The sequence below is a fragment of the Sinomicrobium sp. genome (assembly GCA_029266035.1).
Lineage (GTDB): Bacteria > Bacteroidota > Bacteroidia > Flavobacteriales > Flavobacteriaceae > Sinomicrobium.
The window spans coordinates 1-24,595 of sequence record JAJUFH010000003.1; the positions used below are offsets into that span (position 1 = coordinate 1).

Annotated in this window: 22 protein-coding genes; 12 read left to right on the forward strand and 10 right to left on the reverse strand. The window is 43.5% G+C overall.

Annotation, left to right across the window (positions count from 1 at the left end; translation table 11 throughout):
* Positions 1 to 411 precede the first annotated feature (411 nt).
* On the forward strand, positions 412 to 1,176 hold the full coding sequence (locus ACYZZR_RS02805) for a type IV toxin-antitoxin system AbiEi family antitoxin domain-containing protein (protein ID WP_461532472.1): 765 nt from the start codon (positions 412 to 414) through the stop codon (positions 1,174 to 1,176).
* Complete coding sequence (locus ACYZZR_RS02810) at positions 1,169 to 2,059, forward strand: nucleotidyl transferase AbiEii/AbiGii toxin family protein (RefSeq protein WP_461532473.1); 891 nt, start codon at positions 1,169 to 1,171, stop codon at positions 2,057 to 2,059. Before ACYZZR_RS02805 ends, ACYZZR_RS02810 begins: the two co-directional genes overlap by 8 nt.
* A 120-nt stretch (positions 2,060 to 2,179) precedes the next feature.
* Here the strand turns inward: ACYZZR_RS02810 and ACYZZR_RS02815 are convergent, their stop codons facing one another.
* Positions 2,180 to 2,698: a hypothetical protein gene (locus tag ACYZZR_RS02815; RefSeq protein WP_461532474.1), complete on the reverse strand. Its 519-nt coding sequence runs from the start codon at positions 2,696 to 2,698 to the stop codon at positions 2,180 to 2,182.
* 300 nt (positions 2,699 to 2,998) lie between these two features.
* Between ACYZZR_RS02815 and ACYZZR_RS02820 the strand changes: the two genes are divergently transcribed.
* The 7 genes from ACYZZR_RS02820 to ACYZZR_RS02850 all read left to right on the forward strand — a co-directional run bounded on the left by ACYZZR_RS02820 (position 2,999) and on the right by ACYZZR_RS02850 (position 11,770).
* The gene (locus ACYZZR_RS02820) at positions 2,999 to 4,819 is read left to right on the forward strand and encodes a type VI secretion system Vgr family protein (RefSeq protein WP_461532475.1); all 1,821 of its coding nucleotides are present in this window, start codon (positions 2,999 to 3,001) and stop codon (positions 4,817 to 4,819) included.
* A gap of 13 nt (positions 4,820 to 4,832) precedes the next feature.
* Positions 4,833 to 6,131: a hypothetical protein gene (locus ACYZZR_RS02825; RefSeq protein WP_461532476.1), complete on the forward strand. Its 1,299-nt coding sequence runs from the start codon at positions 4,833 to 4,835 to the stop codon at positions 6,129 to 6,131.
* Positions 6,128 to 6,508 (forward strand): hypothetical protein, encoded by a 381-nt coding sequence (locus ACYZZR_RS02830; RefSeq protein WP_461532477.1) that lies wholly within the window; start codon positions 6,128 to 6,130, stop codon positions 6,506 to 6,508. Before ACYZZR_RS02825 ends, ACYZZR_RS02830 begins: the two co-directional genes overlap by 4 nt.
* A gap of 33 nt (positions 6,509 to 6,541) precedes the next feature.
* Entirely contained in the window at positions 6,542 to 7,117 is a 576-nt protein-coding gene (locus ACYZZR_RS02835; RefSeq protein ID WP_461532478.1) for a hypothetical protein, read from the forward strand.
* 30 nt (positions 7,118 to 7,147) lie between these two features.
* Positions 7,148 to 9,352 (forward strand): DUF4280 domain-containing protein, encoded by a 2,205-nt coding sequence (locus tag ACYZZR_RS02840; RefSeq protein WP_461532479.1) that lies wholly within the window; start codon positions 7,148 to 7,150, stop codon positions 9,350 to 9,352.
* Complete coding sequence (locus tag ACYZZR_RS02845; RefSeq protein WP_461532480.1) at positions 9,345 to 10,403, forward strand: hypothetical protein; 1,059 nt, start codon at positions 9,345 to 9,347, stop codon at positions 10,401 to 10,403. Before ACYZZR_RS02840 ends, ACYZZR_RS02845 begins: the two co-directional genes overlap by 8 nt.
* 128 nt (positions 10,404 to 10,531) lie before the next feature.
* On the forward strand, positions 10,532 to 11,770 hold the full coding sequence (locus tag ACYZZR_RS02850) for a M14 family metallopeptidase (protein WP_461532481.1): 1,239 nt from the start codon (positions 10,532 to 10,534) through the stop codon (positions 11,768 to 11,770).
* 49 nt (positions 11,771 to 11,819) lie between these two features.
* Here the strand turns inward: ACYZZR_RS02850 and ACYZZR_RS02855 are convergent, their stop codons facing one another.
* Both ACYZZR_RS02855 and ACYZZR_RS02860 read right to left on the reverse strand, forming a co-directional pair.
* Positions 11,820 to 12,584 carry a LytR/AlgR family response regulator transcription factor gene (locus ACYZZR_RS02855; RefSeq protein ID WP_461532482.1) on the reverse strand — a complete coding sequence of 255 codons (765 nt, stop codon included), beginning with the start codon at positions 12,582 to 12,584 and terminating at the stop codon, positions 11,820 to 11,822.
* A gap of 244 nt (positions 12,585 to 12,828) precedes the next feature.
* Positions 12,829 to 16,524 carry a reprolysin-like metallopeptidase gene (locus tag ACYZZR_RS02860; protein ID WP_461532483.1) on the reverse strand — a complete coding sequence of 1,232 codons (3,696 nt, stop codon included), beginning with the start codon at positions 16,522 to 16,524 and terminating at the stop codon, positions 12,829 to 12,831.
* Positions 16,525 to 16,599: 75 nt separating this feature from the next.
* Between ACYZZR_RS02860 and ACYZZR_RS02865 the strand changes: the two genes are divergently transcribed.
* Together ACYZZR_RS02865 and ACYZZR_RS02870 are read left to right on the forward strand one after the other, a co-directional pair.
* Positions 16,600 to 17,532, forward strand: a complete 933-nt coding sequence (locus ACYZZR_RS02865) for a bifunctional riboflavin kinase/FAD synthetase (RefSeq protein ID WP_461532484.1) — start codon at positions 16,600 to 16,602, stop codon at positions 17,530 to 17,532.
* Positions 17,533 to 17,542: 10 nt separating this feature from the next.
* Positions 17,543 to 18,853, forward strand: a complete 1,311-nt coding sequence (locus ACYZZR_RS02870; protein ID WP_461532485.1) for an HTTM domain-containing protein — start codon at positions 17,543 to 17,545, stop codon at positions 18,851 to 18,853.
* Between the two features lie 10 nt (positions 18,854 to 18,863).
* Here the strand turns inward: ACYZZR_RS02870 and ACYZZR_RS02875 are convergent, their stop codons facing one another.
* The 4 genes from ACYZZR_RS02875 to ACYZZR_RS02890 all read right to left on the reverse strand — a co-directional run bounded on the left by ACYZZR_RS02875 (position 18,864) and on the right by ACYZZR_RS02890 (position 20,759).
* On the reverse strand, positions 18,864 to 19,640 hold the full coding sequence (locus ACYZZR_RS02875) for a UDP-2,3-diacylglucosamine diphosphatase (protein WP_461532486.1): 777 nt from the start codon (positions 19,638 to 19,640) through the stop codon (positions 18,864 to 18,866).
* Between the two features lie 15 nt (positions 19,641 to 19,655).
* A complete protein-coding gene (locus tag ACYZZR_RS02880) occupies positions 19,656 to 20,105 on the reverse strand; it encodes a 6-pyruvoyl trahydropterin synthase family protein (RefSeq protein WP_461532487.1) in 450 nt (149 codons plus the stop codon).
* A gap of 115 nt (positions 20,106 to 20,220) precedes the next feature.
* Entirely contained in the window at positions 20,221 to 20,430 is a 210-nt protein-coding gene (locus ACYZZR_RS02885; protein WP_461532488.1) for a type II toxin-antitoxin system RelE/ParE family toxin, read from the reverse strand.
* Between the two features lie 86 nt (positions 20,431 to 20,516).
* Positions 20,517 to 20,759 (reverse strand): hypothetical protein, encoded by a 243-nt coding sequence (locus tag ACYZZR_RS02890; protein WP_461532489.1) that lies wholly within the window; start codon positions 20,757 to 20,759, stop codon positions 20,517 to 20,519.
* Positions 20,760 to 20,932: 173 nt separating this feature from the next.
* On the opposite strand from ACYZZR_RS02890, the gene ACYZZR_RS02895 reads away from it, so the two are divergent.
* Positions 20,933 to 21,580, forward strand: a complete 648-nt coding sequence (locus ACYZZR_RS02895; protein WP_461532490.1) for a 2OG-Fe(II) oxygenase — start codon at positions 20,933 to 20,935, stop codon at positions 21,578 to 21,580.
* A gap of 3 nt (positions 21,581 to 21,583) precedes the next feature.
* Here ACYZZR_RS02895 and murI read toward each other — a convergent pair whose 3' ends face one another.
* The 3 genes from murI to rsmA all read right to left on the reverse strand — a co-directional run bounded on the left by murI (position 21,584) and on the right by rsmA (position 24,594).
* Positions 21,584 to 22,351 carry a glutamate racemase gene (murI, locus tag ACYZZR_RS02900; RefSeq protein WP_461532491.1) on the reverse strand — a complete coding sequence of 256 codons (768 nt, stop codon included), beginning with the start codon at positions 22,349 to 22,351 and terminating at the stop codon, positions 21,584 to 21,586.
* 82 nt (positions 22,352 to 22,433) lie between these two features.
* Positions 22,434 to 23,786, reverse strand: coding sequence for a magnesium transporter (gene mgtE / locus ACYZZR_RS02905; protein ID WP_461532492.1), 1,353 nt, complete (start codon positions 23,784 to 23,786; stop codon positions 22,434 to 22,436).
* A complete protein-coding gene (gene rsmA, locus ACYZZR_RS02910) occupies positions 23,764 to 24,594 on the reverse strand; it encodes a 16S rRNA (adenine(1518)-N(6)/adenine(1519)-N(6))-dimethyltransferase RsmA (RefSeq protein WP_461532493.1) in 831 nt (276 codons plus the stop codon). Before rsmA ends, mgtE begins: the two co-directional genes overlap by 23 nt.
* Position 24,595 lies beyond the last annotated feature (1 nt).

Genomic DNA, 24,595 nt, shown 5'->3' on the forward strand with positions numbered 1-24,595 from the left:
ATATACTTATAAAACATCATTTAACCCAAAATACAGCTAAAAGGGTTATAGGGGGTCTAGTAAGAAAGTATAAATATACGAAATTATTATTAATAGTTGTAGTCTAAATCCCGTTAAACGATTTTTGAAGGGGCTTAGGGGGCTCTGAGAGGCATAATTCAACCTATTTTTAGCTCGGGAATATATCGGCACATTATGATTCAAAATTTTTAAGAAAAAATAAGCGGAGAAAAATTATCGCGAACGTTTAACCAATAGAAAAGTCAATCAGGAAATCAAAATTCCATATTTTGTCACAATAAAGTTTAAAAATATATGAATTAACGAACTTATAGTTTGTATATTTGAAATAAAATAAACTTAGGTAAAATTCTTTTAGTTTAAAAAAGGTCTAAAATAGAAACTATTAGTTTGGAGAAAGAACAAAAAATAAACCGCCTTCTTAATGCGCAACCATCTGGTGTAGTCTATTTAAGTTCGTGGCTTACGGAAAACGGGTTTTCCACACAATTGCTAAACCGATATAAGAATAGCAATTGGATATATTCCATAGGAATGGGAGCTTGGATGCGGGTGGGAGACAGTCCAACCTATCAGGGGGCATTGTTTGCTTTGCAACGACAGGCTAATCTGAATATCCATCTTGGAGGTAAGACGGCTTTATCCTTATTGGGTAAGGCTCATTACCTAGAGCTGGTCACCAAACAAATAACATTGTTCGGGGGAAGCAAGGAGCGACTGCCCGCTTGGTTTTTGAAATACGATTGGGGGATAAGGGTGAACTACTTTAGTTCCTCTTTCCTTCCACCCGAAATGGGATTGCAATCTTTGGAACAGGGAGCACTCAGTCTGTTGGTATCAACCCCGGCAAGGGCTTTGATGGAATGTCTGTACCTGGCACCCCAAAAACAAGAATTGGTGGAGTGCTATGAGATCATGGAAGGGTTGAACAACCTTAGACCCAAACAGGTACAAGAACTTTTGGTGGCATGTACCTCCATAAAGGTAAAGCGACTTTTTCTGTATATGGCAGAAAAGGCAGGTCACGCTTGGTTTAAGTATATCAATTTTGAGAATATAGATTTAGGAAAAGGGAAACGTTCCTTGGTAAAAGATGGGGTCTATATAGCCAAATACCTTACCACTGTTCCTAAAGCATTGGAAAACTATGAGTAATTACAAGCTACAGGTCTCCCTTTTGTTACAGGTATTGCCCGAGGTGGCAAAAGAACCAGTTTTTGCCATACACGGGGATACGGCAATCAATCTATTTGTACGGGACATGCCCAGATTGTCTGTAGATATTGATTTGACTTACATCCCCATAGCGGATAGGGAAACGTCCTTTAAGCAAATTATAGAGCGCCTCGGTTACTTAAAGACCAAGATAGAAAAGATCCTGCCGGAAGCGGAAGTTTCCTTAAGGCCGAAAATTTTAAAACTTCAGCTTACTGCTGCAAATGCGCAGATAAAAATAGAAGTGAACCAAATAAACAGAGGGGTGATGGACCAAACGGTAACATTGCCGCTATGCGAAACGGCCCAAGTAGAATTTGATGCTTTCTGTGCCGTTCCGGTGGTTCCCTTTGGACAATTGTACGGAGGGAAAATTTGTGCGGCATTGGATCGCCAACACCCCAGAGACTTATTCGATGTGAAATATCTGTTGCAAAACGAAGGTTTTACCGACGAGATTAGGAAAGGGTTCCTATTGTTCCTTTTGAGTAGCAACCGACCTCTGCACGAAATGTTAAGCCCCAATTTTATCGACCAAAGACAAACGCTGGTCAATCAATTTGAAGGTATGAGCCAAGAACCCTTTACCTATGAGGATTTTGAAAAAGCACGGGCAGAACTGGTAAATGTGATCCATCAAAAGCTAACAGACGAAGATAGGGAATTCCTATTGGGCTTTTGGAAAGGGACACCTGATTGGAGCGTTTATGATTTTCAACATTTTCCTGCGGTACAATGGAAGCTACAGAACCTTATTAAACTTAAAAACGGTAACCCCTCAAAATACAAAAGCATGGTCAATGCGTTAAAGAGTGCACTCTAAAGATGTAATTACAAACACCCCCACCGCAAAAACGATGGGGGTGCTGAGGTTATTCGCACAAAGCAAATCTCGCGAAACATAGGAGAGCTGCTTTTATTTTGCTAATTGCTGTACTCTTGATTAAGGGGCAGGAAACTCGCGTTTTAGGTTTCCTGAGGCTTCAATCCCATCAGAGAATTTAAAGTTAAACTGTATGGTGTACTCATCTCCTCCGTGGTGGACGACCTTTACCTGGCCTTGTGCGTCGCCTCCGTTTTGAATATCAGAGCCGTTTTGAATACCATAAGCTGCGTGATGACTGGTAAAGGTGTAGGCAGAGACGATATCACCAGAGGGACCGTATGTCCCTTCAACACCATCTGAGGCAGGAAAATTCAATGAAAAAACCAGCGAGCCTATGGTCGATTCATTACCTCCCGTGATGATAACAGTTCCGTTGAGCAAATCGGAATCGGGATAAGGATTAATCCCTAGAGACGAAAGATTTACACTATAGGGTTTTCCGTCGATCGTAAAGCTTTGTGAGTCATCGCCTTTTGAAGGCGAATCGTCGTCGCTAGAACATCCTAAAAACACAAAACTGCTCATAGCGATAACCGTCAGAACGAACAGACGGGAAGATAGGCATTTTATTTTCATAATACATAAGTTTTTACGCACCGAAAATACTAAAAAATACAATAGGTTTGTCAGGTAATACAGCAAATGTTTTTAGATATGCTCAGTATTCCCTGTCAGTACAAAAAATCGGAGTTGTGTAGTCGTTCAAAATTTTCCGTTAATATTCTTACTCTAGTTTGTAGGCAAAAAACTATATGATTACTTGATATTATTTCTCAATTAAAGAAGAAAAATAGTTTGTTGTTGTTCAAAATCTTGTGTATAAAGGTGATATTTAATATCTTGTAGACTGCAAAAAATATAAATAAGCACAACGCCATGGCCATACAGACCAATATTGAGATTCGTATCAACGGAGAGGCGATTACCACATTTTCCAGGATGGGAATACAGCAGGGATTGCTCTCTCACCACAGCTTTTTTGTCAAGCAGCCATTGCCTAAGGCCTTTATTGCAGGGGTGGTCAACAAGGCACAGAAGTATATTGGGCAAGAGATTCATATTGAGATAAGGCCAAAGCATATTAAAGATGCCGGTACGGGTTTGATTTTTAAGGGGCTGGTAACCGACGTAGATGTAGATCGCAGCCGTGGGGCAGCCGGTGAAATAGTGATTTCAGGAATTAGTCCCACCGCAAAAATGGACGGAGTGTACAACACCCGATCTCATCTTCAAAAAGAGTTCTCAGCTGTTGTATGGGACACTATAGGCTCTCATAAGGAAAGTATGGATCTTCAGCTGCAGATTCATCGCGATGAGCTGCTCGATTACACGGTGCAGTACAAAGAAAGCGATTTTGGTTTTCTGTGTCGCATGGCTCGAAAGAAAGGAGAGTGGTTTTACTACAACGGAACCGGACTGGTATTCGGAAAGCCTCAATCTCGCTCTTTTTCGCTGGTATACGGGCAAAACATAACTCACTTTAAACGGCATATGAGTATAAAACCTCTCGGTTTTCAATACACGGGATACGATGCGGAAGCCGCCGAAACCCAGACAACGGGCTCGGGAGAGGTGAGTGTGGACAGCATCGGGCTCACTCGTGCCATGTTGGAGACTTCCAAGCGGGTATTTCCAGACAATGGAGCGGCCTTGTATTACCACCATCCTATAACCGCAGGCAATGCCCAAAGCCATCTGCACGACAGGGTGAAGACTCAGTTACAAGGGGAGGCATCGGGATTGGTCACAGCTCGTGGAATATCCACCGAACCGGGGTTGCGCCTAGGGGATATTGTACATGTCAAAGAACCTAAATTCTCCCTGACCGGGGATTTGGTCGACGGCGTAAAGGAAGAGTCCTTTGGAAGTTACTACATCACTTCTATCACTCATGTTTGCGATGAAATCGGAAATTACAACAATGAGTTTCACGGGGTTCCCGACTCGGTAGAAGTGCCGCCTTATACCAATGTGTTAACCCCGCCGGTTGCAGAAACTCAGTCGGCCGTAGTCACAGACAACAACGACCCCAAAGGATTGGGACGGGTAAAGGTGAGGTTTCTCTGGGAGGGCGAAAGTCCGTGGATACGTATGCTACAAGCCCATGGCGGAAATGGTAAAGGCTTTTACTTTATCCCCGAGATAGGAGAGGAAGTGCTGGTGGCCTTTGAAGGAGGCAATGCCGAAAAGCCCTATGTCGCCGGAACCATGTACAACGGCAGTCAGCTGAGCGGATATGCTACGGCTGATAACAACCTGAAAGTAATTCATACTCGAAGCGGACATATTATCAAGTTGGACGACAGTAGGGGGAAGGAAAGTATAACGATTACCGACACTAACAAAAATTCGATTTTTATAGATACAGCCGCCAATAATATCGCGGTGACCGCCAATGCCAATATGACGCTTAGTGCCGGTGAGGATATGGTATTACAGGCCAAAAACATAAAAATTCAGGCCGCGGAAGATATGAGGGTAAATGTAGGTAAAGACAAAACCGAAAACATAGGCAACGACCTGCGAATCACTGCCGGGAATATAGAAGAAATGGCCGTAGACGAAATAAGAACCACAGCCGACAATATCCGAGAACAAACCATAGGGGACTTTCAGATAGACAGCAAGAAATCCATCGTACAAAATGCAAAGAAAGAATTGTTTAACCAGTCCGATAGCGAAGTAGGTAATTCCTGATATCGATAAATTTATGGGAAGTATAAAAAAAATAGCCCGAAACCGATACGTCCGCTTGGCTGGCGGAAATATGTTGTATGCAGGAGCCAATGAAATCCGCAGAGATGCCGGAGGCAGTCTCTTAAACTACGCTTTGGAAGGGGTACACCAAAAAGCACCCAAGATTGTAGATGCCGATTACGAAGCTCCACAGGAAGAGGAAGCTCTAAACTTTAATATACAAATTGAATTGCTAAAAGAAAAAAGAGAATTTGTAGTTCTGGGAGTTAAAAGTTTTGACGAAGTAAATGAAAATAGTGTTCTTACTTTTAAGATAATAATCACAGGAGATGCAGTAGATCGCTGGGAACTTACAGTTAAAAAAGGAAATATACCAGTGTTTACTACAACTTCCGAAGAAGTAAATAACAGCATATCCGAGACTTGGGTAGAGGGGGAATATTTGGTGCAATGGGATGGCTTTGACAATGGTGGTGTTTTCGACAGTGCATTGTTTGACACTGATGAACCTTTCAGAGCTGAAATAAGGGCTGAAGCAGATTTTGCTTTTAAAACTGCGGTAACGAAGAACTTCTCATTCGAGCGTAAAGAAGTGTCTTGGGTAGATGTCAGGATAAATAAAAATACAATGCGGATAGATGCTACACTGCGAGTGAACCTTACCGATGGGGGAGCACAAGGACTAAATAGTGGGAATAGAGTCCCTCATGAGCGTATAAGTTTTTATAACAGACAACCCCTCACAACCAGAAGCAAAAGTTTTGATGATTTACTACAAATGGCTTTGGATGGAATTTATAAGTACTGGAGTAGACACCAAGGGAATATTGGAAACGGAATCGATATAGAAGATAAACACTATGAAATTTTTGTCTCTGCAATAAATACCAGCAACAATAGTATGCCGTCTCCGGAAATTATTTTCAACACCAACGGCAAACCAGGACGGTCGAGAAATTGGGAGTTGTCGCGAAAGCTGTATTACAACGATGGCTACCTACAGGGGGAGGATAGATGGATATGGCCAGACAACAATTATATTAACAATGATTTTCAACATACTTCAGCTCACGAAATTGGACATGAAATTTTACTTGCCTACGGCGGACATAGGTATTCTAAAAAACACAAAGGGACCTCAACCTTAATGCAAAGCACTATACCAAACACCCCCTATCCAACTTCAGGAGAGATCGATATTATGAAATATTCGGATGAAGCATATTATCCACGCCACTTTTTTGACAGATCTGTAGCTGCAGAAAAAGATGTATTAAGTCTAATCTGGTTGACAAAACTTGAATTGAAATGAAAAAAGTTTGTGTGTGTTTATCGTTGCTTTTGTTTGCCCTATCGGGTTGTACAACCTATTATTTAACACCTTATGTAAAGGGAGAAGTATGGGACGGTGAAAAACCGTTGAGTGATGTAGAAATCAAATTTGTAAATGGAGCGACGTCCCGTACAGATAGCAGTGGATATTTTGAGATTGACCACAACAAAAAACAATATGTTTTGAAAAGGCCAGACCCTGCCAAAATAAGAATGTTTAATTCGCCCTATATTGTTTTGGAAAAAGCGGAATACAACATAGACACTATCGACATTAGGGAGTATGATTTTAATAAGAGTATTTATGTGAGCGATACGCTCAACCTGGGCAGAATAGTGTTGAAACGCTTGCGATGAACAGGGAGTGAAAATTAAAAAAACAGCGTAGCGATGTTAAAAAAATACTTTGTAGTGGAAAAAGCAATGCTAAACGGTGGGCTGAATAAATTGATAGCTATATCAAAGTTAAATAGACTAGTAGTCGTTCTGTTCGTTTCGGTATCGATGCTGTATTCCTGCGATTCGGAGAAAAAACAAAAAGAACGAATGAAAAAAGTGCAGGAGGAATGTACCGAAAAGACCCATATGGATGGTTTACATATAGGGTTTTTGGGATATGAGTACGACGAACTTAGAGGCATTGCCATAATACAAAAAAACAAGCGGTCTTTGAGTTATCGGGCTAAAGTTAAAGAGGCGATAACGGATAGTTTGAGAGAAAGAAGAGAGCTGTATTGGGAGCATAAAATCGGATTAAATGACACCTTAGTCCTTATATTGCCTACGGGAGAATCTCATAGGGTGTGCAATTTTAAATATGTGACAAAACCCACCTTTGGGATGTTCTCCAAAGAATGGACCTGTGTACTAGACGAAATGGAGGTGGACGGTGTAGTCAGAAAAGGAAGTGAACTCATATTGCACAAAGAAGGTTTTAAAGTAAAAAGTGCCAAAAGCCGGAATTAGATCCGATGAGATAAACAAAACAGAACAGCCATGTCTAAAAACTACTTTGTAGCGGAAAAAGCAGAACTGAAATGTACGCTGGGCACTGCCCCCGGCAAGCTTATGGTTGTTGGAGACAGAAAGTCTTTTGTGAGGGAAGGAGAAACAGACAAGGCTTTGGCCAATGAGGGTGAAAAAACTTTGGAACCTCCCTTTTTTGGTAATTGTAAGTGCTCGTCTTCAAATCCGCCCTGCAGCCCCCAACTACAACAGTGGCAGCACACGGCGAGGAAATCTACTATCGCAGGTAAAAAGGCACTCTTAGACTGTTCCATGATTAAATGCGGAAGGGGAGGACTAATTACGATTAAAAATCCCAACCAAAAGAAGCGAGTAATAGGAGAAGCATTTCCGGAACTCGATATGAGTTTACCCAATTTTCAGGGCGAAATCATCTTTGTAAACGGCTATTTGAGCGACCCTATTGCCAATACCGAGTCGCATTACAATGCTATAATGGACAGAAATCCCGACGAGGATAGCTTCTGGACGATGAAAGGGGAGAATGTCGATGAAAAAAACAGAGCACACGACGACGATATCTACACCGCAGAAGAACACGCCGAACGACAAAACAAGAAGTGGGAAAACATAAGGGAAGACGAGAAGGGACCAAGAATAAAGCTGCCTACACCCCTATTGCCGTTCAGCTATACCCCCGAAGAAAAATACTGGGGGTATTGGAACGATAAGAGCAACAAGAAAAAAGCAGTAGAAACCTACGCCAACTATTTTAATGCCCGAGGAAACGAACATTTTATAAACGGTTCGCACGGATTGCAGTCCAACGGAGCACATCGCGTAGATCACGGAATCGCACTGGGCTATCACTGGGCCAAACACAACTGGCAGATATGGTCTCGTGAAAATGTTGAAGAACTAAAAGAAGAAGCTCCCTTTGTGGAGAGTTTTTCGCCCGCTTATACCCCTGTAACGATAGTAGGCCACAGCCAGGGAGCTGCAGCGGCGGCGGGGGTTGCTCTGGGTATTATGTATTTTGCCAAAACAGAAATGAATTGGGATGAGATTCCGCTGAATATGATTTACCTCGGGGTACACCAGCCTCAAGGGCTGGCAGGTGACGAATATAAAAGTCTGTTGAGATTGAAAAAACAACATCTCGAAGTAGACGATTTTTATATCAAAATATTCGGTAAAGAGGCTGAAAAGGGAATGAAATACCTAAACAGTATTTCCGACTTATTCGATGAGAAATACAACAAATTGCTCAACGAAAGAGGTATAGTTGAACACCTCAAAGCCATTACCGGCAGTTGGGTCGACTTTAAAATGCGTGGAGTTCAGTTTACCTTTGCCAACGACAGAGGCGATTTGGTACTTCGGGATGGGGATATACCCGAAATGGACAGCGCCTGTAATCCTGATAGAGATACTAGCCTGTACAGTGTGGAGTTTTTTACAGAAAGAGAACAAATACCCGACTATTACCAAACCCAACAGAACAAACAAATTATTGACCTCTCTGAGGAAGAAGAGGGTGTAAGCGGTTTTATAGTCATACCGCCGTATATTGCCAATCGCAGATTTGATTTCGACAAGGTAGACGAGGAGAATAAAGAAGAGCTGGAACACTGCGCAGAATGGGACAACTATCGGCATGTGTGCGTAAAGTGGGGACTGGCCATAGCCAAGTACAAAAGCCTAAAAAAAGAGTACAATAAAGTGGCCAAAGAAAAATGGTATGTGCCCGAATACGATAGAGACCGAAATATACTTTTAAAAAATATGGAACACCTGAAAGTAGATTGGAGCTATCTGCAAGCTGCAAGGTGGTATGCTCCGCTACAGGAAGCCGACCTATACGCCCACTTTAGCCCGGTAGGACTGATAAATCACAAAAAGTTGCTGTCAGACTTCCCCGACGACCAACTCGGCAAAGGCAGTATATGGGATCGGATAATAAAAGCAGGAGAAAAGAAATTTTATAGAGTGGATTACGGAGATGATCCAAACGTAGTCGTAGAAATGACAGAAGAAGATAAACGACAAAAAGCTAAAAGTGAAGTTGCTAAAGAGAAAAATAAACGAAAAATGATTTCTACTTCTATAGCGGATACTCCGTATATCAAAGATGTAATCGATGCTTATGTACCTTATATAGTTAAAGATAAAGAAGCGCAGAAGACCGCCGAAAAGAGGTTGTATAAAGAGCCCAAATATTTAAACGATGAATAAAAACCTGTATTTATACCTCTTATTGAGTGTAGTATTTCAAAGCTGTACTATGAGCCAGAAAAAAGATTATACGGATTATTACGAGCTTCATAAACATCCGGGGACAGAACATTATGAGGTAGTTCCCATAGTTTCTGAAAAAAAGGACGCTTACGATGTGCAATTTGATTCCATTGATAAACACATAATTGTCAAGTCGGCACTCAGTTCTAAATTAGAAAAAGATAGAGAAACACAATCGTTAAAAATTGATGTACAGGGAAATACCATAGACACTTATAATATCAATACAATTCTTCCAGATGGAACAATGTTTAGATGGAATAAGTACTATTCCAACTGGGTGATAAACGGCGATACTACAGAACATAAATTTATTGTTCCAGACTTGGTAAAGGAAACTAGCGACCCAAAAGAGTGGGTGAATAAATTTAATGAGACGTATAAGGAAGCCGAAAGTGTGTACTACAACACAGAATTTTACTTTAAAATTAAGGGGGAATGGTATAGAGTTGAAGAGAATAATGAGGTATATGCTCAATTAAATATAGATTTAACCGAAAAGTATACAGATAAATACAATTCGATCCGCATGGTCAAATTCAAAGACCTTATGCCCGATATGCTAAAAAAATCCTCTGAGCGGGATACCACTTTTATCAACAAGGTAGGTTATGAGGAAAAGGATAGGGAAAGCGGTAAAGGGCTCAACCCGATCAGCTATTCGGCCGGCTATTACTATCTCGAACTCTATATGCCTTTGGGAGACACCATTAAGATAAAGCGCTTTGGTTCTATGGATGTCAATATGCAGGCCTATAAAATCCCGGCACCTATGGGTGGGCGCAACGATGTGGTTTTTCTGGTACAAGAGCCCGAAGAGATGAATGCTCTCTTCGAGCTCGGCGGGATGTATGTAGTCCGCCCGCGCAATCCGGAACAACAGCAATACGGCCCCCATAAAAGCAGTGCCGATACCTTTATGAGCGGCACTTCGGCTAAAGGAGGTATGGATCCAGTGGGTAAATTTCTCGAGGTGGAAGAGGAGTAAAAAGGAAAGCTCTAAAGACAGATAGACGATGTTGTGTAGGGCAGAGGATTGCAATAACTAAATAGTACTGAGCTTGAATTTTAAAAGCAGATGTTTTACTTTTGAAGCCTAATCAAACCACAATTTTAGTGAAACGTCAAACAGTTTATCTCAAATGTGCCCTTATCTTCAGTTTAGGGGCATTCTTCACTCAGTGTAGTACTCCTAAAAAAGTTTCCTTTGAAACACCGGTAGATACCAGCGACAAACCGATAGTCCTTCAAACTCGAGATACTTTTTACCTTCCGGGTCTAGATGTTTATCTCACCAACGAATTTGAGGCTGCCCGATTAAACGGGGCAACTCAAAAAAACGACAGTACCTTAAGCGTTATGGTGACTCCGGAAAACGAACCGATTAATCGCAGCCCTTATTACGCGTTTAAGGCCTGGTCTCCCAAAGCCAAAAAAGTGTATGTGCACTTTCAGTATCCGGAGAAGTACAAACACCGCTATTGGCCCAAACTAAAAGAGGAAGGGCAAGCGTGGAAATTTATCGATTCTACCCAGGTGTACAAAGAAGGCAAGCAGGTGACTATTGGGGTGAAACTCGATAAAACTCCTGTTACTATAGCCGCTCAAGAAGTACAGTCTTCTACCGATGTGCGCAAGTGGTATACCGAACTTGTCGCCGGAAAGGAGTATGTACATATAGAAGAATACGGCACCTCTAAATTGGGTCGTAAACTATATGTGATGGATATTTACAAGGGCGACAAAAAAGACAAACCCATAGTGGTTTTGCTCACCCGTCAGCATCCACCCGAAGTAACAGGTTACTTCGCTTATCAGGCGTTTTTGAAGACCCTTCTTGCCGAGTCTGGATTATCTGAGAATTTCCTGTCACAATACAGAGTGCTGGCCTTTCCATTGCTCAACCCCGACGGGGTAGATGAAGGGCACTGGAGACACAATGCAGGCGGGATAGACACCAACAGGGACTGGGCAAAATACCGCCAACCCGAAGTGGAGCAAGCCGTTCGATACATCGACAAGAAAGTCAAAGAAAGCAATGGAAAAGTAGTGTTGGGACTGGACTTTCACTCCACCTACAAGGATGTATTTTATACCAATACCACGCGTAAAGGAACAACATTCCCGAATTTTATAGACGATTGGTTTAAAGCTCTCGAAGCCAATATTCCCAACTACAAGGTAAACGAATCTTCTGGGAACAGTACCAAACCAGTGTCTAAAGGATGGTTTTTAGTGCGATACAACGCCGTTGGTATTACCTACGAAATAGGCGACAATACTCCTAGAGATCGAATTGCCCTTATAGGAAAGGTTACGGCGACGGAAATGATGAAGTTGCTACTTGCTAAGTAACAAGTAACGACTATAGCAAACAGAGAATTTACGGGAAGGCTTTGGGGCCTCACTGCCTCAGCCATTCCCGAAAATGCTTGGTTTCACTCTTGCTTATAAATATCTTTTCACTGTCGGGAAGGGCTTGTTGTAACACCAATTCAAGCCTTTGATTAGGGTGCTTTATCACCCGAGATACCGCTTCGATATGTACGATATAGTTGCGGTTTACCCTGAGAAAGATGCTGGGATCCAATTTTTTGACAAGCTCCCTTATCGTGCTGTTATACAGATAACTGTCTTCATTTCTGGTGTGGAGAAACAGATGTTTCCCTGAAGCGTAAAAAAAGGCGACTTCTTCGGCTTCTACGGGAAGAAGTCGGTGTCCACTGCTCACGAGAAAACGCTTTTGATAGTTCTGTTGCTCTTGTTGCAAATGATACCTAAATGCCTGTAAATGATCGGCTCCTGTGTATTTATCTCTGATAAAATGATACTTGTCTAAGGCCTTTTTCAGCTCGTCTGGCTCAAATGGTTTTAGCAGATAGTCTATCGTAAAGTGCTTAAAGGCCTGTATGGCATAATCGTCATAAGCCGTAGTAAAGATTATAGGAATAGTATTGTCTGTGGTTTCCAATATCTCCATACTATTGCCATCGGCCAGGTGAATGTCTAAGAAAACAAGGTCTGCCGTATGTTCTCGAAACCACATAATGGCCTCCTTTACCGTACTTATTCGAGTAATGGTATCAGTGTCCTCCCCCCTTAGTAATACCAATTCCTGTTCCAGGTATCGGGCGGCGAGATCTTCGTCTTCCACGATAACAATCTTCATAGTAGTGCAATAATACTTCAAAAAAGGCAATTAGCGTGTTAAGAAATCTCCGGAAGTGTTAAAAAAACAGGCTGCCTATATGCAACTGAAGCGATTACCATTTTTGTCTCTCAACACGTCTCCGTATTGAACACCCCCAAAAACAAAAGACGGATTTTTCGACATCGTCATAAGCAGCCTGTCTATATGGTAATACCCCAAAATGCGGATAGAGTCCCAAATTGTAGAGCCTAGAAGGATGTGATTACAGCGGACGCTTTATGAGTTTGACTGTCTTTTTTACATCCCTCCCCTTGATACTTACAATATACACCCCGGGCGTAAGCCCTTGCAGATCTTCCAGAAGGATATTTGCAGAGGTCTTCTCATAAGTCGCAGTGACCATCAGTATACCCGAAATGCTGTATACCCGTATGTGAAAAGGGCCTTCTATTTGATTTCCAATACTGGCGTATACCGGTCCGGTAAAGGGATTTGGATATAGTACGATATCTTTAGGATTATAGTGTATTCGGGTTTCGTATCGCCCCTGACACTCCCGTTCAGAAGTTACCGATAGCGTATTTTCACCGAGATCGAGAGGGAGGACGATATTTTCACTCTCGGTTTCGGTCACTGTTCCATTGAGGTTGATGGTGTAGTGTTGCCCGCCGTTTAATTGTAGTTCTAAGCTGTTGTTGGCCTCGTGTATGATGGGTATTACTGAAAGTCCGCTGGATAGAGCGATCTCTACATCTTGACACTGTTGGAATGAAGGATTGCCGGCTACGGTAAAACACAGGGTGTAGATGCCCTCCGACAGGTTCTCTGCAGTCCAGTGTTCTGTAAAGTTTTCAGTGCGCTGAATGCCGTTCCCCTCTATTGTCACTTGGTAAGGCAATGTTGCCAGAGCACTTACTGAGATCAGGCCGTCGTCGTTGCCCTCGCAGGAGACCTCGGTTGTTTTGACGACAAAATTGTCGGGAGCCGGGTCGGGGCAGCGGGTGATGTTGAAAGCGTTTATGGTTCCGCCATCGGAGATGTGGTCGTCTGTAATATTCAGTGTCCAGATGCCTTCAAGTTCTTCTCCCCGAAATGCCGTCAGGGGTTGATCAGGCCGTACTGTTCCTCCTATAGCGGGATTGTTGTTACAGCTTAAAGACTCTCCTGCATCGCTAAAAATGACCTCGATATTTTCCGATCCCGAACAAATATTTGAAAATAATCGCACTGTAGTGCCCGAAGGGGAACTTAAGGTAACACTGAGGTCGGATACCCAACTGTGGGTGATGTTTAGAGCTACTGTTATACCTCCCGTAATGAGGTCGCTATCGGTTATTTCCAGTGTTGAGGTCACCGTACCGGAAGTGTTTTCGGGGATGGTCACTATATCGTTGCTGGTATAGGTGCTACAGCCCGTAATGGGAGTGCTAAAAGAAAAAGGAGTGCCGTAAGTTCCCTCTCCACAGTTGTTCAACGGCTTTACCCTCCAGTAATAGGTGTGGTCGTTTTGTAGTGAGCTAGGCCGAAACAGGGGGAAAGCTACGATGTCTTGTTGTGTCAATACTGAAAAATCTGAGGTTTCAGAGAGTTGTATTTCATAGCGGTCGGCATTGTCCAAGGCTTCCCATTCCAAGGCGAGTCCGTCGGGAGAGACTTCCGTCGCTCCGTTCTCGGGGAGGGAGAGATTTACGGTATCAAAATCAGACTTTTGTATCCTGAGGGTAAGCGGAATCTCCGTTGCCGGGTCGGGGGTGGTCAACAGTTGTAGGCTGTGTGTTCCTTCGGTATCACCCGAAGCGGTTATAGTGACCTCAGTGCTATCTGCAGAAGCACTTTCGGGAGTTATGCTTATATCGATGCCCTCCGGAGCTTCTACCGAAAAATAAGTGGTGTCCGAAAAATCGTCGTGGGTGTGATATACAAAGGAGTAGCTCGCTTCTTCACCTGTGCATATCGTCTGTGTGAGTTCTTCGAACTCTAAGCTGTAATCGCTTGGAATTATATTGAGAGGGGCCTTGTTGATCGCAAAAAACACCTGATCAGACGGCTTGACCATAATACGGGCTTCGGAGCTTGTAATTCCACCGGGGATAATTACAGTTGCTTCCCCGTTATTAGGAATCCCCTCTGCCAGTGGTATACGGTTGTTGAGGTCGTTGTCGGGGAGTAGGTAGATGTCGGTGGTCTCTGCGCTTATCGTTCCACTGTTGGTGCCCCCCACATCCCAGCTAACGGTTTCGGCCTGACCTGAGGTAAGTGTGGTTGTGGTGCTGTGAGAAGTTACGACAAGAGCCGTTGCGTCGTCGGCCACGGTGAGCCGCAGCTGGTCTCTGCCTGTTTGTCCTCCTCCGCTGCGGTTGTCGCGTACCAAAAATGAAAAGTTTAATTCTCTATTTATTTCTGGGAGTACTTCCCATGCGGATTCAGCAAAGGAACCGGAGAGAATGACGTCTTCTCGCGGGAAGTAGCGTACCGGGATTTCAGTAGGGGGAAGGGAACGAAATAGCGGTCCGCCCGGAGAGGAGGAATCTGGATATCCTTCGTAAACCTGATTGTCGGTCTGCTCCCAGGAATAGGTGAGCGCGTCGTTGTCGGGGTCGGACGCGGTACCGCTCAGCACAAAAGGAGTGCCGGGAGGGATCACCTTGTCTTCTCCGGCTTGAACTTGGGGAGGTTGATTTCCCGTGTTTTCTATTAAGCCACAACTCGAAGAAGTGATGAGATTCCATATTTGGGAAATACTGACTGCGTGAAAATAAGCGTCGCTGTTCATCTGTATGTTTGGAGGGCATATGCCCGAATATGCCATAATGGTGGAGCCGCTGCCCGGCTCTACGGCGGTGTGGTTGCTGCGCTCTGTAGAACAGAGATTGTTGAAGGTGTGGGTGGCGCCTAGCTGATGACCTATTTCGTGAGCTACAAAGTCTATGGCAAAGGGATCGTCCATAGGCGAAGAGGTGCCGGTAACTCCTTTGGCCTTGTTTTCGCTACAAAGCGACCCCACTTCGGCCACACCTCCGCCTCCGGTACTGAATATATGTCCGAGATCGTAGTTGTCCGTTCCTATGGTAGAATCGATCACGTCTTGTATCTCTTCGATAAGAGTGCTGCCTTGATCGTTGGTGAAGCCGTCGGTATCGGCATCGAGAAAGATAAGGGCATCGTTGTTGTCTACAAGCTGTAAAAAAACCGAAAGATCACGCTCGTAAATATCGTTTACTCGAGTCATAATAGTGTTCATTGCGGCCAGTACAGCGGTCTTTTTTTCGATTTCAGTGCCTTGGGAAACTCCGGCTTGATCTATGTGGAACTGTGCAAATTCTCCGGTACAGGCCAAGGCCATTCTGTAGGTGCGCAACATCCCGTCGTTAGGACCACTTCCGGACCCCCCCCCGTCGGAGGTGGGGGTTTCTCTTAGTTGCACACCGGTATCGCTGGGGTTGAGTGCACAGATGAATGCTTTTTCATAGGGTGAAAAATCTTTGCGGGAAGCCAGGTAATAAAGGTCTTTGTCGGTGTGGGTGGGATTGATATAATAGGTTCCTTCAGCATCGTGTACTGTGGCGTGAAGTCCGAAATCATCTATGCTAAAACGGATTTCCTTGTCGGGATCTGCGACAGAAACTCCGCGATACGATCGGATACCCGGATATTTTTTGGCCAGTGCTGGAGATAAGACAGAAACTTCCTTTACTTCAAAGTCTTCGGTATCGCCGCTACGAGAGGGGAAGGCCACGATATTACTGCTGCTTCTAGCTTGTACAGAACGGGAAGAAGAAGTCTTGAGTCGTGCGCGTAAAGCATCGCTTCGCAACAGATAAGCGTCTGTAGAAATGCCCTTTTTTAAGAGCATAGACGAAGTGTTGCGGAGGGATGTTTTCTGCCAAGGAGACTCTTGCGCCTCAAGGATAAATACTGTGAACAGCAAACCAAAGAATAAGAGTAGGTGTCTTTTCATAGGCATCTGTTTGTTAGCTGTAAATGTAAAGATTAAAATTTGTTACTTTGTAGTGTGGGATAAAAAAGCGTATTCGTGATTATTAGAAAAACACTTGCAGAGAATAGTGAAGCGGACTTTTCCGCAGTAACAATAGGTACGTTCGACGGGGTACATATAGGCCACCGGAAAATACTGGAAAGGCTGATTGAGACGGCTAAAATCAACAAGCTTCAATCTACCTTGCTCACCTTTTTTCCGCATCCGCGTATGGTGTTACAGCAAGATTCCAATATCAAGCTTATCAATACCTTGGATGAAAAGATCTCTATTTTGGAAAAAAGCGGATTGGATCAGTTGATTATTTATCCTTTTACTCGCGAATTTTCCAGACTTACGGCTATAGAATTCGTACGGGAAATTATAGTAGACAAACTCAGGGCAAAGAAGGTGATTATCGGTTACGACCACCGTTTTGGGCGCAATAGAACAGCTACCATCGACCACCTCAGAGAATACGGAGAAACATACGATTTTGAGGTGGAAGAAATCGGTGTGGAGGAGGTAGACGCCGTATCGGTGAGCTCTACCAAGATTCGCAGAGCCCTGGAAGAAGGGGATATAGAAACAGCCAATCAATATCTCGGCTACGACTTTATGCTTACAGGTGAAGTGGTAAGAGGTAAGGGATTGGGAAGACAGATGGGATACCCTACAGCCAATCTGCACATAGAGGAAAGCTATAAACTGATCCCGGCAAAAGGGGTCTATGTGGTGAAAAGCAAAATAGATGGCAAAGAGGTGTACGGGATGATGAGTATAGGGCTCAACCCTACAGTTGGCGGTGATAGGCAAACTATAGAAACATATTTTTTTGATTTTGACCGTGATATTTACGGAAAGAAAATCCAGATAGATATGTTGAAGAGGTTGCGAGATGAGGAGCGCTTTGATTCGGTGGAAATACTTGTAGAACAACTCGGAAAAGACAGGGAAAATGCCCTGAAATACATAGCGGAACAACACTGAGAACCTGCATATGAATACATTGCTGTTTAAACGTATTGACAATGCTCCACTCATAGTGTTCCGAATTGTATTCGGACTCCTTATTTTTCTGGAATCGGTAGGGGCTATCTTTACGGGATGGATAAAAGTTACGCTTATCAAACCCGAGTTTACCTTCAATTTTATCGGGTTCGACTGGCTGCAACCACTTCCGGGCAACGGCATGTATTTTTACTTTGCACTGATGGGACTCTTCGGTTTTTTTGTGATGATAGGTTATAAGTACCGATGGAGTCTTGCGGCTTTTACCTTGATGTGGACCGCGGTATACCTGATGCAGAAGGCCTCGTATAACAATCACTACTACCTGCTTATACTCTTGTGCTTGCTGATGTTGGTGCAACCCGCAAACCGCTATCTTTCGGTCGATGCTCGACAGAATCCGGCTATTCGCGATATTTCCATGCCTCGGTGGAGTGCGCTGATTATCATTTTGCAGCTGTGGATAGTGTATACCTTTGCCGCTATAGCCAAACTGTATCCCGATTGGCTAAATTATTCGGTGGCCGAAAACCTGATGCTCGGGCGAAAGGATTATCCCGTTGTCGGCGAACTCTTGCAACAGCACTGGCTGCATGTGTTTATCAGCTGGGCGGGAATACTGTTTGACGGACTTATAGTGCCCTTGTTGCTGTGGAAACCCACTAGAAAACTGGCCTTTCTGGCATCGATAGTGTTTCACTTGTTCAATTCGGCAGTGTTTCAGATCGGGATATTCCCATATATGTCACTGGCTTTTACCTTGTTTTTCTTTGCCCCGGAAACCATAAGGCGAATCTTTCTCAAAAGAAAACCGCAGTATACCGAAGCTGAGATAAGAGTGCCGGAACACAGAAACCTCATTGTAGTAGCTGGAATGATCTATTTTCTGATTCAAATTGGTCTGCCACTCAGGCATCACGCCATAGCAGGCGATGTGTTGTGGACTGAGGAAGGGCATCGTATGAGCTGGAGGATGATGCTGAGAAGCAGAGGGGGATATATACGGTTTAAGGTGGTAGACAAGAAGACAGGAGCCGAAGAAATTGTGTTTCCCAAGGATAGGCTGAGCGTAAAGCAAAGGCGCATTATATCGACCAAGCCCGATGTGATATGGCAGTTTGCACAGCGACTAAAAAAGGAATACGCCCAAGAGGGTAAAGATGTAGCGGTATACGCCGTAGGCAAGGTGAGAGTAAATCGAAGGTCTCTACAAACATTTATAGATCCTAAGGTAGACCTGACTTCAGTAAAATGGGATCACTTTCGCCACAGCTCATGGATACTCCCCAATCCTTACTGATTAGCTCTGTTTATTTGTATTCCAAGAGTTTGGTCTCTTGCCCGTCAAAGACGGCGTAGGTGTAGTAGTGTATCCAATCCCCGAGGTTGATATAGCGGGAATTCTCGTCGAGTTTGATCTCTAGAGGAAGGTGGCGATGTCCAAAAATAAAGTAGTCGTAGTGCTGAGTTTCTAGTTTTCGCCTGGCGTATTGTACCAGCCATTCTTTGTCCTCTCCGAGGAATTTTACGTCCTCATCTCCCGAAATAATCTTGTTTTTTACCGAGAGGTATTGTGCGAGCCTTACTCCTATATCGGGATGAAGCCATCTAAAAAACCATTTGGCCACAGGGTTGGTAAATAGTTTTTTCATTCGCTTATACCCCTTGTCTCCGGGACCTAAACCGTCGCCGTGACCTATAAAGAAATGTGTTCCTTTTATGTTGAAAACTTGCGGGTGATGGAAGACAGGTATGCCGAGCTCGTGCTTAAAATAATCGTCCATCCACAAATCGTGATTTCCCACAAAGAAAAAGACTGGAATACCGGCATCAGTAATCTCTGCCAGTTTTCCGAGAGTACGGGTAAAGCCTTTGGGAACCACGGTTTTGTACTCAAACCAAAAATCGAAGAGGTCCCCCAAAAGTAAGATTGCCGCAGCGTCGGTCTTTACCTCATCTAGCCATTGCACAAATTTCTTTTCCCTACTCAGGCTCTCACCAGGAGAAGGAGCACCGAGGTGATTGTCGGAGGCGAAGTAGATTTTCTTTCCTTCGGGTAGATCTATATGTATGGCTTCAGTATTCAATGCAGTAGCTGAGTGTTATTGGTCGTTGGCGTACCATTCGGCATAAGAGCTTTCAGTTTCGTGAAGTTTTAAGGAGTGCAGTGTAACCCCTTCTGGTAGTCGGGGTTTGATTCTCTCAGCAAAATCGATCACCATATTCTCGCTGGTAGGCTGATACTCTACCAGCAATACCTGATGCCCGTGTTTGATGAGCTCTTCAGCCAGCTGTACGTGAGGGGTGTTTTTGTTGAATACGGTGGCGTGGTCAAAGCGGTCTACGATCTCTTCCTTTACAATCTTTTTCAGGTCCCCAAAATCGACCACCATGCCGTATTTTACATCAGAGGAGTCGGTAATAGGCTTTCCTATTACAGTTACCGCGAGTTTATAACTGTGCCCGTGAACGTTCTTGCACTTGCCATCGTAGCCGTAAAGGGCGTGCCCGGTTTCAAAATTAAACAACTTGGTAAGACGGATGTTACTCATAATCTGCCTGAAATATTAAACTTCTAAGGCACAAAGATAACCAAATAGAAAGAGGGGGTTTTTAAAACAAGACAGAAATATTCGTGAGAAAGCGGTTATACGAACCCTGATAATTCTAATTTTCGCTTTCTAATATTCTTAAAAGTTTTTCTGGATCTTGTCGATTGTCCCAAAAAGCAGTAATTATAATTTCTTTATCAAAGACCTTGTAATAAATACTGAAATTTCCTAGTGAAGCTACTCTAACATTGTTAAAATTGGTAGCCTTGTAAATTAACGGATCTTCGGAGATTTGTTTGGTTCTTTCTGAAACTAATCGAATCAATTTTTTTGAATAGGCTTTAGATTTATTTCTTGTAACCCAGTATTATAATATTCCGACAAACTGAAGATCGGCGGTTCTTGTCCAGATCACATTGCGTTTAACCATTCTAGGTTTCTTTTGTCCATTGCTTCCTGAGAGATTAATTTTCCATTTTTAATATCCTGTTCACTCATTGCGAGCATTGCTTTTTGCTCTTTTGTCAATTCGATGATTTCAGATGTTGGTAAATTAGAGGAGATTAGTTTATCAAGAGCTTCTAAAAAACCTTTGTCTTTTATAGATAATATTTTGTCTATCAGTCCATTTCTTATTTTATCTGTTGTTGTCATTTCGTTCCAATTTTTGTCGGCAAATGTTTTATCAACCTTATTCTTTAGTACTAATATATAGATTAAAATCATAATATCGAAGAAGGGTATACCAATCATTTCGTTTTGTCGAAATATTTTAAAGCGTCAAAAAAAATTCTTCATACATTTACTGGCTTTTATTTTTACGGCCAATGACAGTGAACGAACTGTTTGAGCAGCTGGATTTTAAAGAAAATCCGCTGTACGAAAAGATGATTGCCGACCTTATGGAGCGGCAGTACAGTATCATTGAAAATTTCTTTCCCGAGGAAGAAGTCGTCGCCCTGCGCAAATCACTACTGGAAAAATACGAGGAAGACTGCTTCAAAAAGGCTGCAATAGGAAATCGCAACAGTGAGGTGATTGAAAAAGAAATACGGGGGGACTTTATCTTTTGGCTCAACGAAGGGGATGCCGAGGGAGCGGAACATCAATTCTTCTGCCGTATTAACGATATGATAGACTATTTGAACAAGACCTGTTTTATGGGGATCAGGCAGAAGGAGTTCCACTATGCAGTATATCCGAAAGGAACTTTTTACAAGCGGCATCTGGATACCTTTCAAAACGACGACCGCAGAAAACTTTCTGTGGTTTTCTACTTGAATGAAGAGGACTGGAAACCGGAGTACGGAGGGGAGTTGGTGATATACACAGGTAGTGACGGCAAGGAAGAGGAGGTAACTATTTATCCTTTTCCGGGAAAGATGGTCATCTTCGAGAGTCAGTTGCTCGAACACGAAGTAAAACCGGTAGAGCGACAACGCCTCAGCATTACCGGATGGCTAAAAACCAGCTGATATCTAGAGTTGCTGTGTCTGTGTGTTGTTTAGGTAATCGAGGTATTTTTCAAAATGCCCCGTATCGGCTTTTTGTCCGGAGATGAAATACTGAATCTCTTTTTTTTCAAAGCTGCTTTCTTGATTTATTCGGCTTATAAGATTGCTTATTGTGCCTTTGTTGCCGTTTATAATGCGTACATGGGGTGGAATCAACCTGCGTATATGCTCCCGGAAGTATATAAAATGAGTACACCCGAGCACGATGGCGTGATAGGCATCCCAAGCTATGCCCGAAAATCTATCCCTGAGATAGGCGTCTGTTTCGGGGGCGTTCATCTCAAAGTGTTCTGCCAAAAGAACGAGCCCTTGCAGGGAGAGATAGTCTACCTGATCTTCAGCATGTAGTCCCTGAACCAATTTGTCGAGTTTGTCTTCTTTAAGAGTGAGATCGGTAGCGCAAACCAGTACTCTTTTATCACTGCTGCCTTCTACAGCAGGTTTTACTGCGGGCTCCATACCTATAACTGGAAAGTCGTAGCGGTCTCTAACAGCTTGTATCGCCACACTGGTAGCCGTGTTACAGGCAATAACCAAAGCCTTGAGTTTTTTTTCTTCGAGAAAGGCACAAGCCTGCAAGACCAAGCCCGTAATCTGCTCCCTACTCTTGGTTCCATAAGGCGCGTTTCGCGAGTCGCCAAAATAGATAAAACGCTCTCCAGGCATACACTGTATGGCCTCGTGTAATACGGTAAGGCCACCAACCCCGGAGTCGAAAAAGGCTATGTGCATCACACTTTGATTAGGTGCCTGAAAACAGGCAGTTCTCTTATATACAAAGATAGCAAATTTGACAGATGGTTATTGTACTCTGTTAAAAACCGAGTATCAACTTGGCTATGGAAAAGTAAATCAATATGCCCAGTACGTCGTTACTCGTAGTGATAAACGGACCAGTAGCTACTGCTGGATCAATACCTCTTTTGTCTAGAAAGATAGGGATAAAGGTGCCTATTACAGCTGCGATTACAATAACGGTGATAAGCCCCAAGCCAATGGTAGACGATACGAGATAGGGAGTGCCAAAGGCAAAGTGGCTGATGAGCAGTACGATGGCAGCAATGGCAAGACCATTGATGAGTCCTAGAGAAAATTCCTTGAGCAGGCGCTTCAAAATCTCTCCCTTGATCGAATTGTTGGCCAGTCCCTGAACTACAATGGCCGACGACTGTACTCCCACATTTCCGGCGGTAGCCTGCATTAGCGGGACAAAACTCAGCAGTACAGGGTAAGTTTGTAAGGCATCTTGGAATCCGGTGATAATACTGGCTGCTCCTAGTCCGCCAAACATACCTATTAGCAACCAAGGCAGCCTTGCCTTGGTGAGCTTCCACACGCTGTCGTCGGCTTCTACATCACTGGTAATACCAGCGGCGAGCTGATAGTCCTTTTCGGCCTCTTCCCGTATTACGTCTACAATATCGTCAATGGTAATCCGACCCACCAGTTTTCCCGACTCGTCTACTACAGGGATGGCTTCTAAGTCGTATTTAGACATCACCCTGGCCACGTCTTCCGACTTAGTGGTTACAGTGACATAATCTACTTTCGGAATATAGATGTCGCGTATATGGGTTTGAGTGGAGGTGGTGAGTAAATCTTTGAGCGAAAGCCTTCCCTTTAGCTTTTCGTCGTCGTCTACCACATAAATGGAGTGTACTCGCGTTACGTGTTCGGCCTGTAGGCGCATTTCCTTTACACAGGTGAGCACATTCCAGTTTTCGTTTACCTTAACCAGCTCTTTGGCCATAAGTCCGCCCGCCGAATTCTCATCGTATCGAAGCAGATCGACAATGTCGTTGGCGTGTTCTTTGTCTTCAATATGAGAGATAACCTCCTTTTTGCGCTCCTCGGAGAGTTCGGCGATAATATCGGCTGCATCGTCGGTGTCCAGCTCTAAGAGCTCATCGGCAATCTCTTGTGCAGATAGGTTTTTGAGGATGCGTTCCCGCACGTCTTCGTCGAGCTCAGTAAGGGTTTCTGAGGTCTTTTCGCTGTCTAACAGCTTGATGAGATAGGTGGCCTCATCCAGGTTGAGCTCGTTGATAATCTCAGCAATATCAGCATAGTGCAACTCGTTGAGGATATTTAATAAACCACTGTTATTCTTATCCGCTACCAGTTGCTCTATCTGCTCTAAAAGTTCATCGCTGAGTTTGAATGTCATAGGCTATCTTTTGAGTTAGACCGATAAATTCGTCGACACCGAGTTGTTCGGGACGTTTGTCAAAAATACTATCTTCTTTCAAATTATCGGTTAGACTGAAAGTTTTTAAACTGTTACGAAGTGTTTTTCTCCTTTGTCCGAAAGCTGTTTTTACTACTTTAAAGAACAGTAATTCGTCGCATGGTAGCCTGAAATCTGCCTTCCGCTTCAAGCGCAACACCCCCGATTTTACCTTTGGAGGAGGAGTAAATACCTGTTCCGATACGGTAAAGAGATATTCAGCTTCGTAAAAGGTCTGGACCAGTACTGATAGTATACCATAAGCCTTGCTCCCTTTGGGCTCACAAACTCTTTCGGCCACTTCTTTTTGGAACATACCTGAGAACTCCGGTACTTGTTCTCGCATTTCCAGTGCCCTGAAAAGGATTTGGGAGGAAATATTATAAGGAAAATTTCCGATAATGGCAAAGGGTTCGTCGCCCATAGCTTTTCGGATGTCGTATTTTAAAAAATCCTCGTTTACAATTCGCTGTGACAGTTGTGGATAATGTGCATTTAGATAACTTACCGATTCGTCGTCGATCTCTACCACATAGGTGATAACATCCTTTTTGAGAAGGTATTTGGTAAGTACTCCCATACCCGGACCTATTTCAAGGATCTTCTCATAGCCGTTTAAGCTAAGAGTATCGGCTATTTTTTGGGCGATATTCTCATCGTTTAGGAAATGTTGTCCGAGCTGTTTTTTTGCCCTTACTTTTCCTTCGTCCCCGTACAGATCGGTATTTGTCTTGTTGTGTACTGCCATG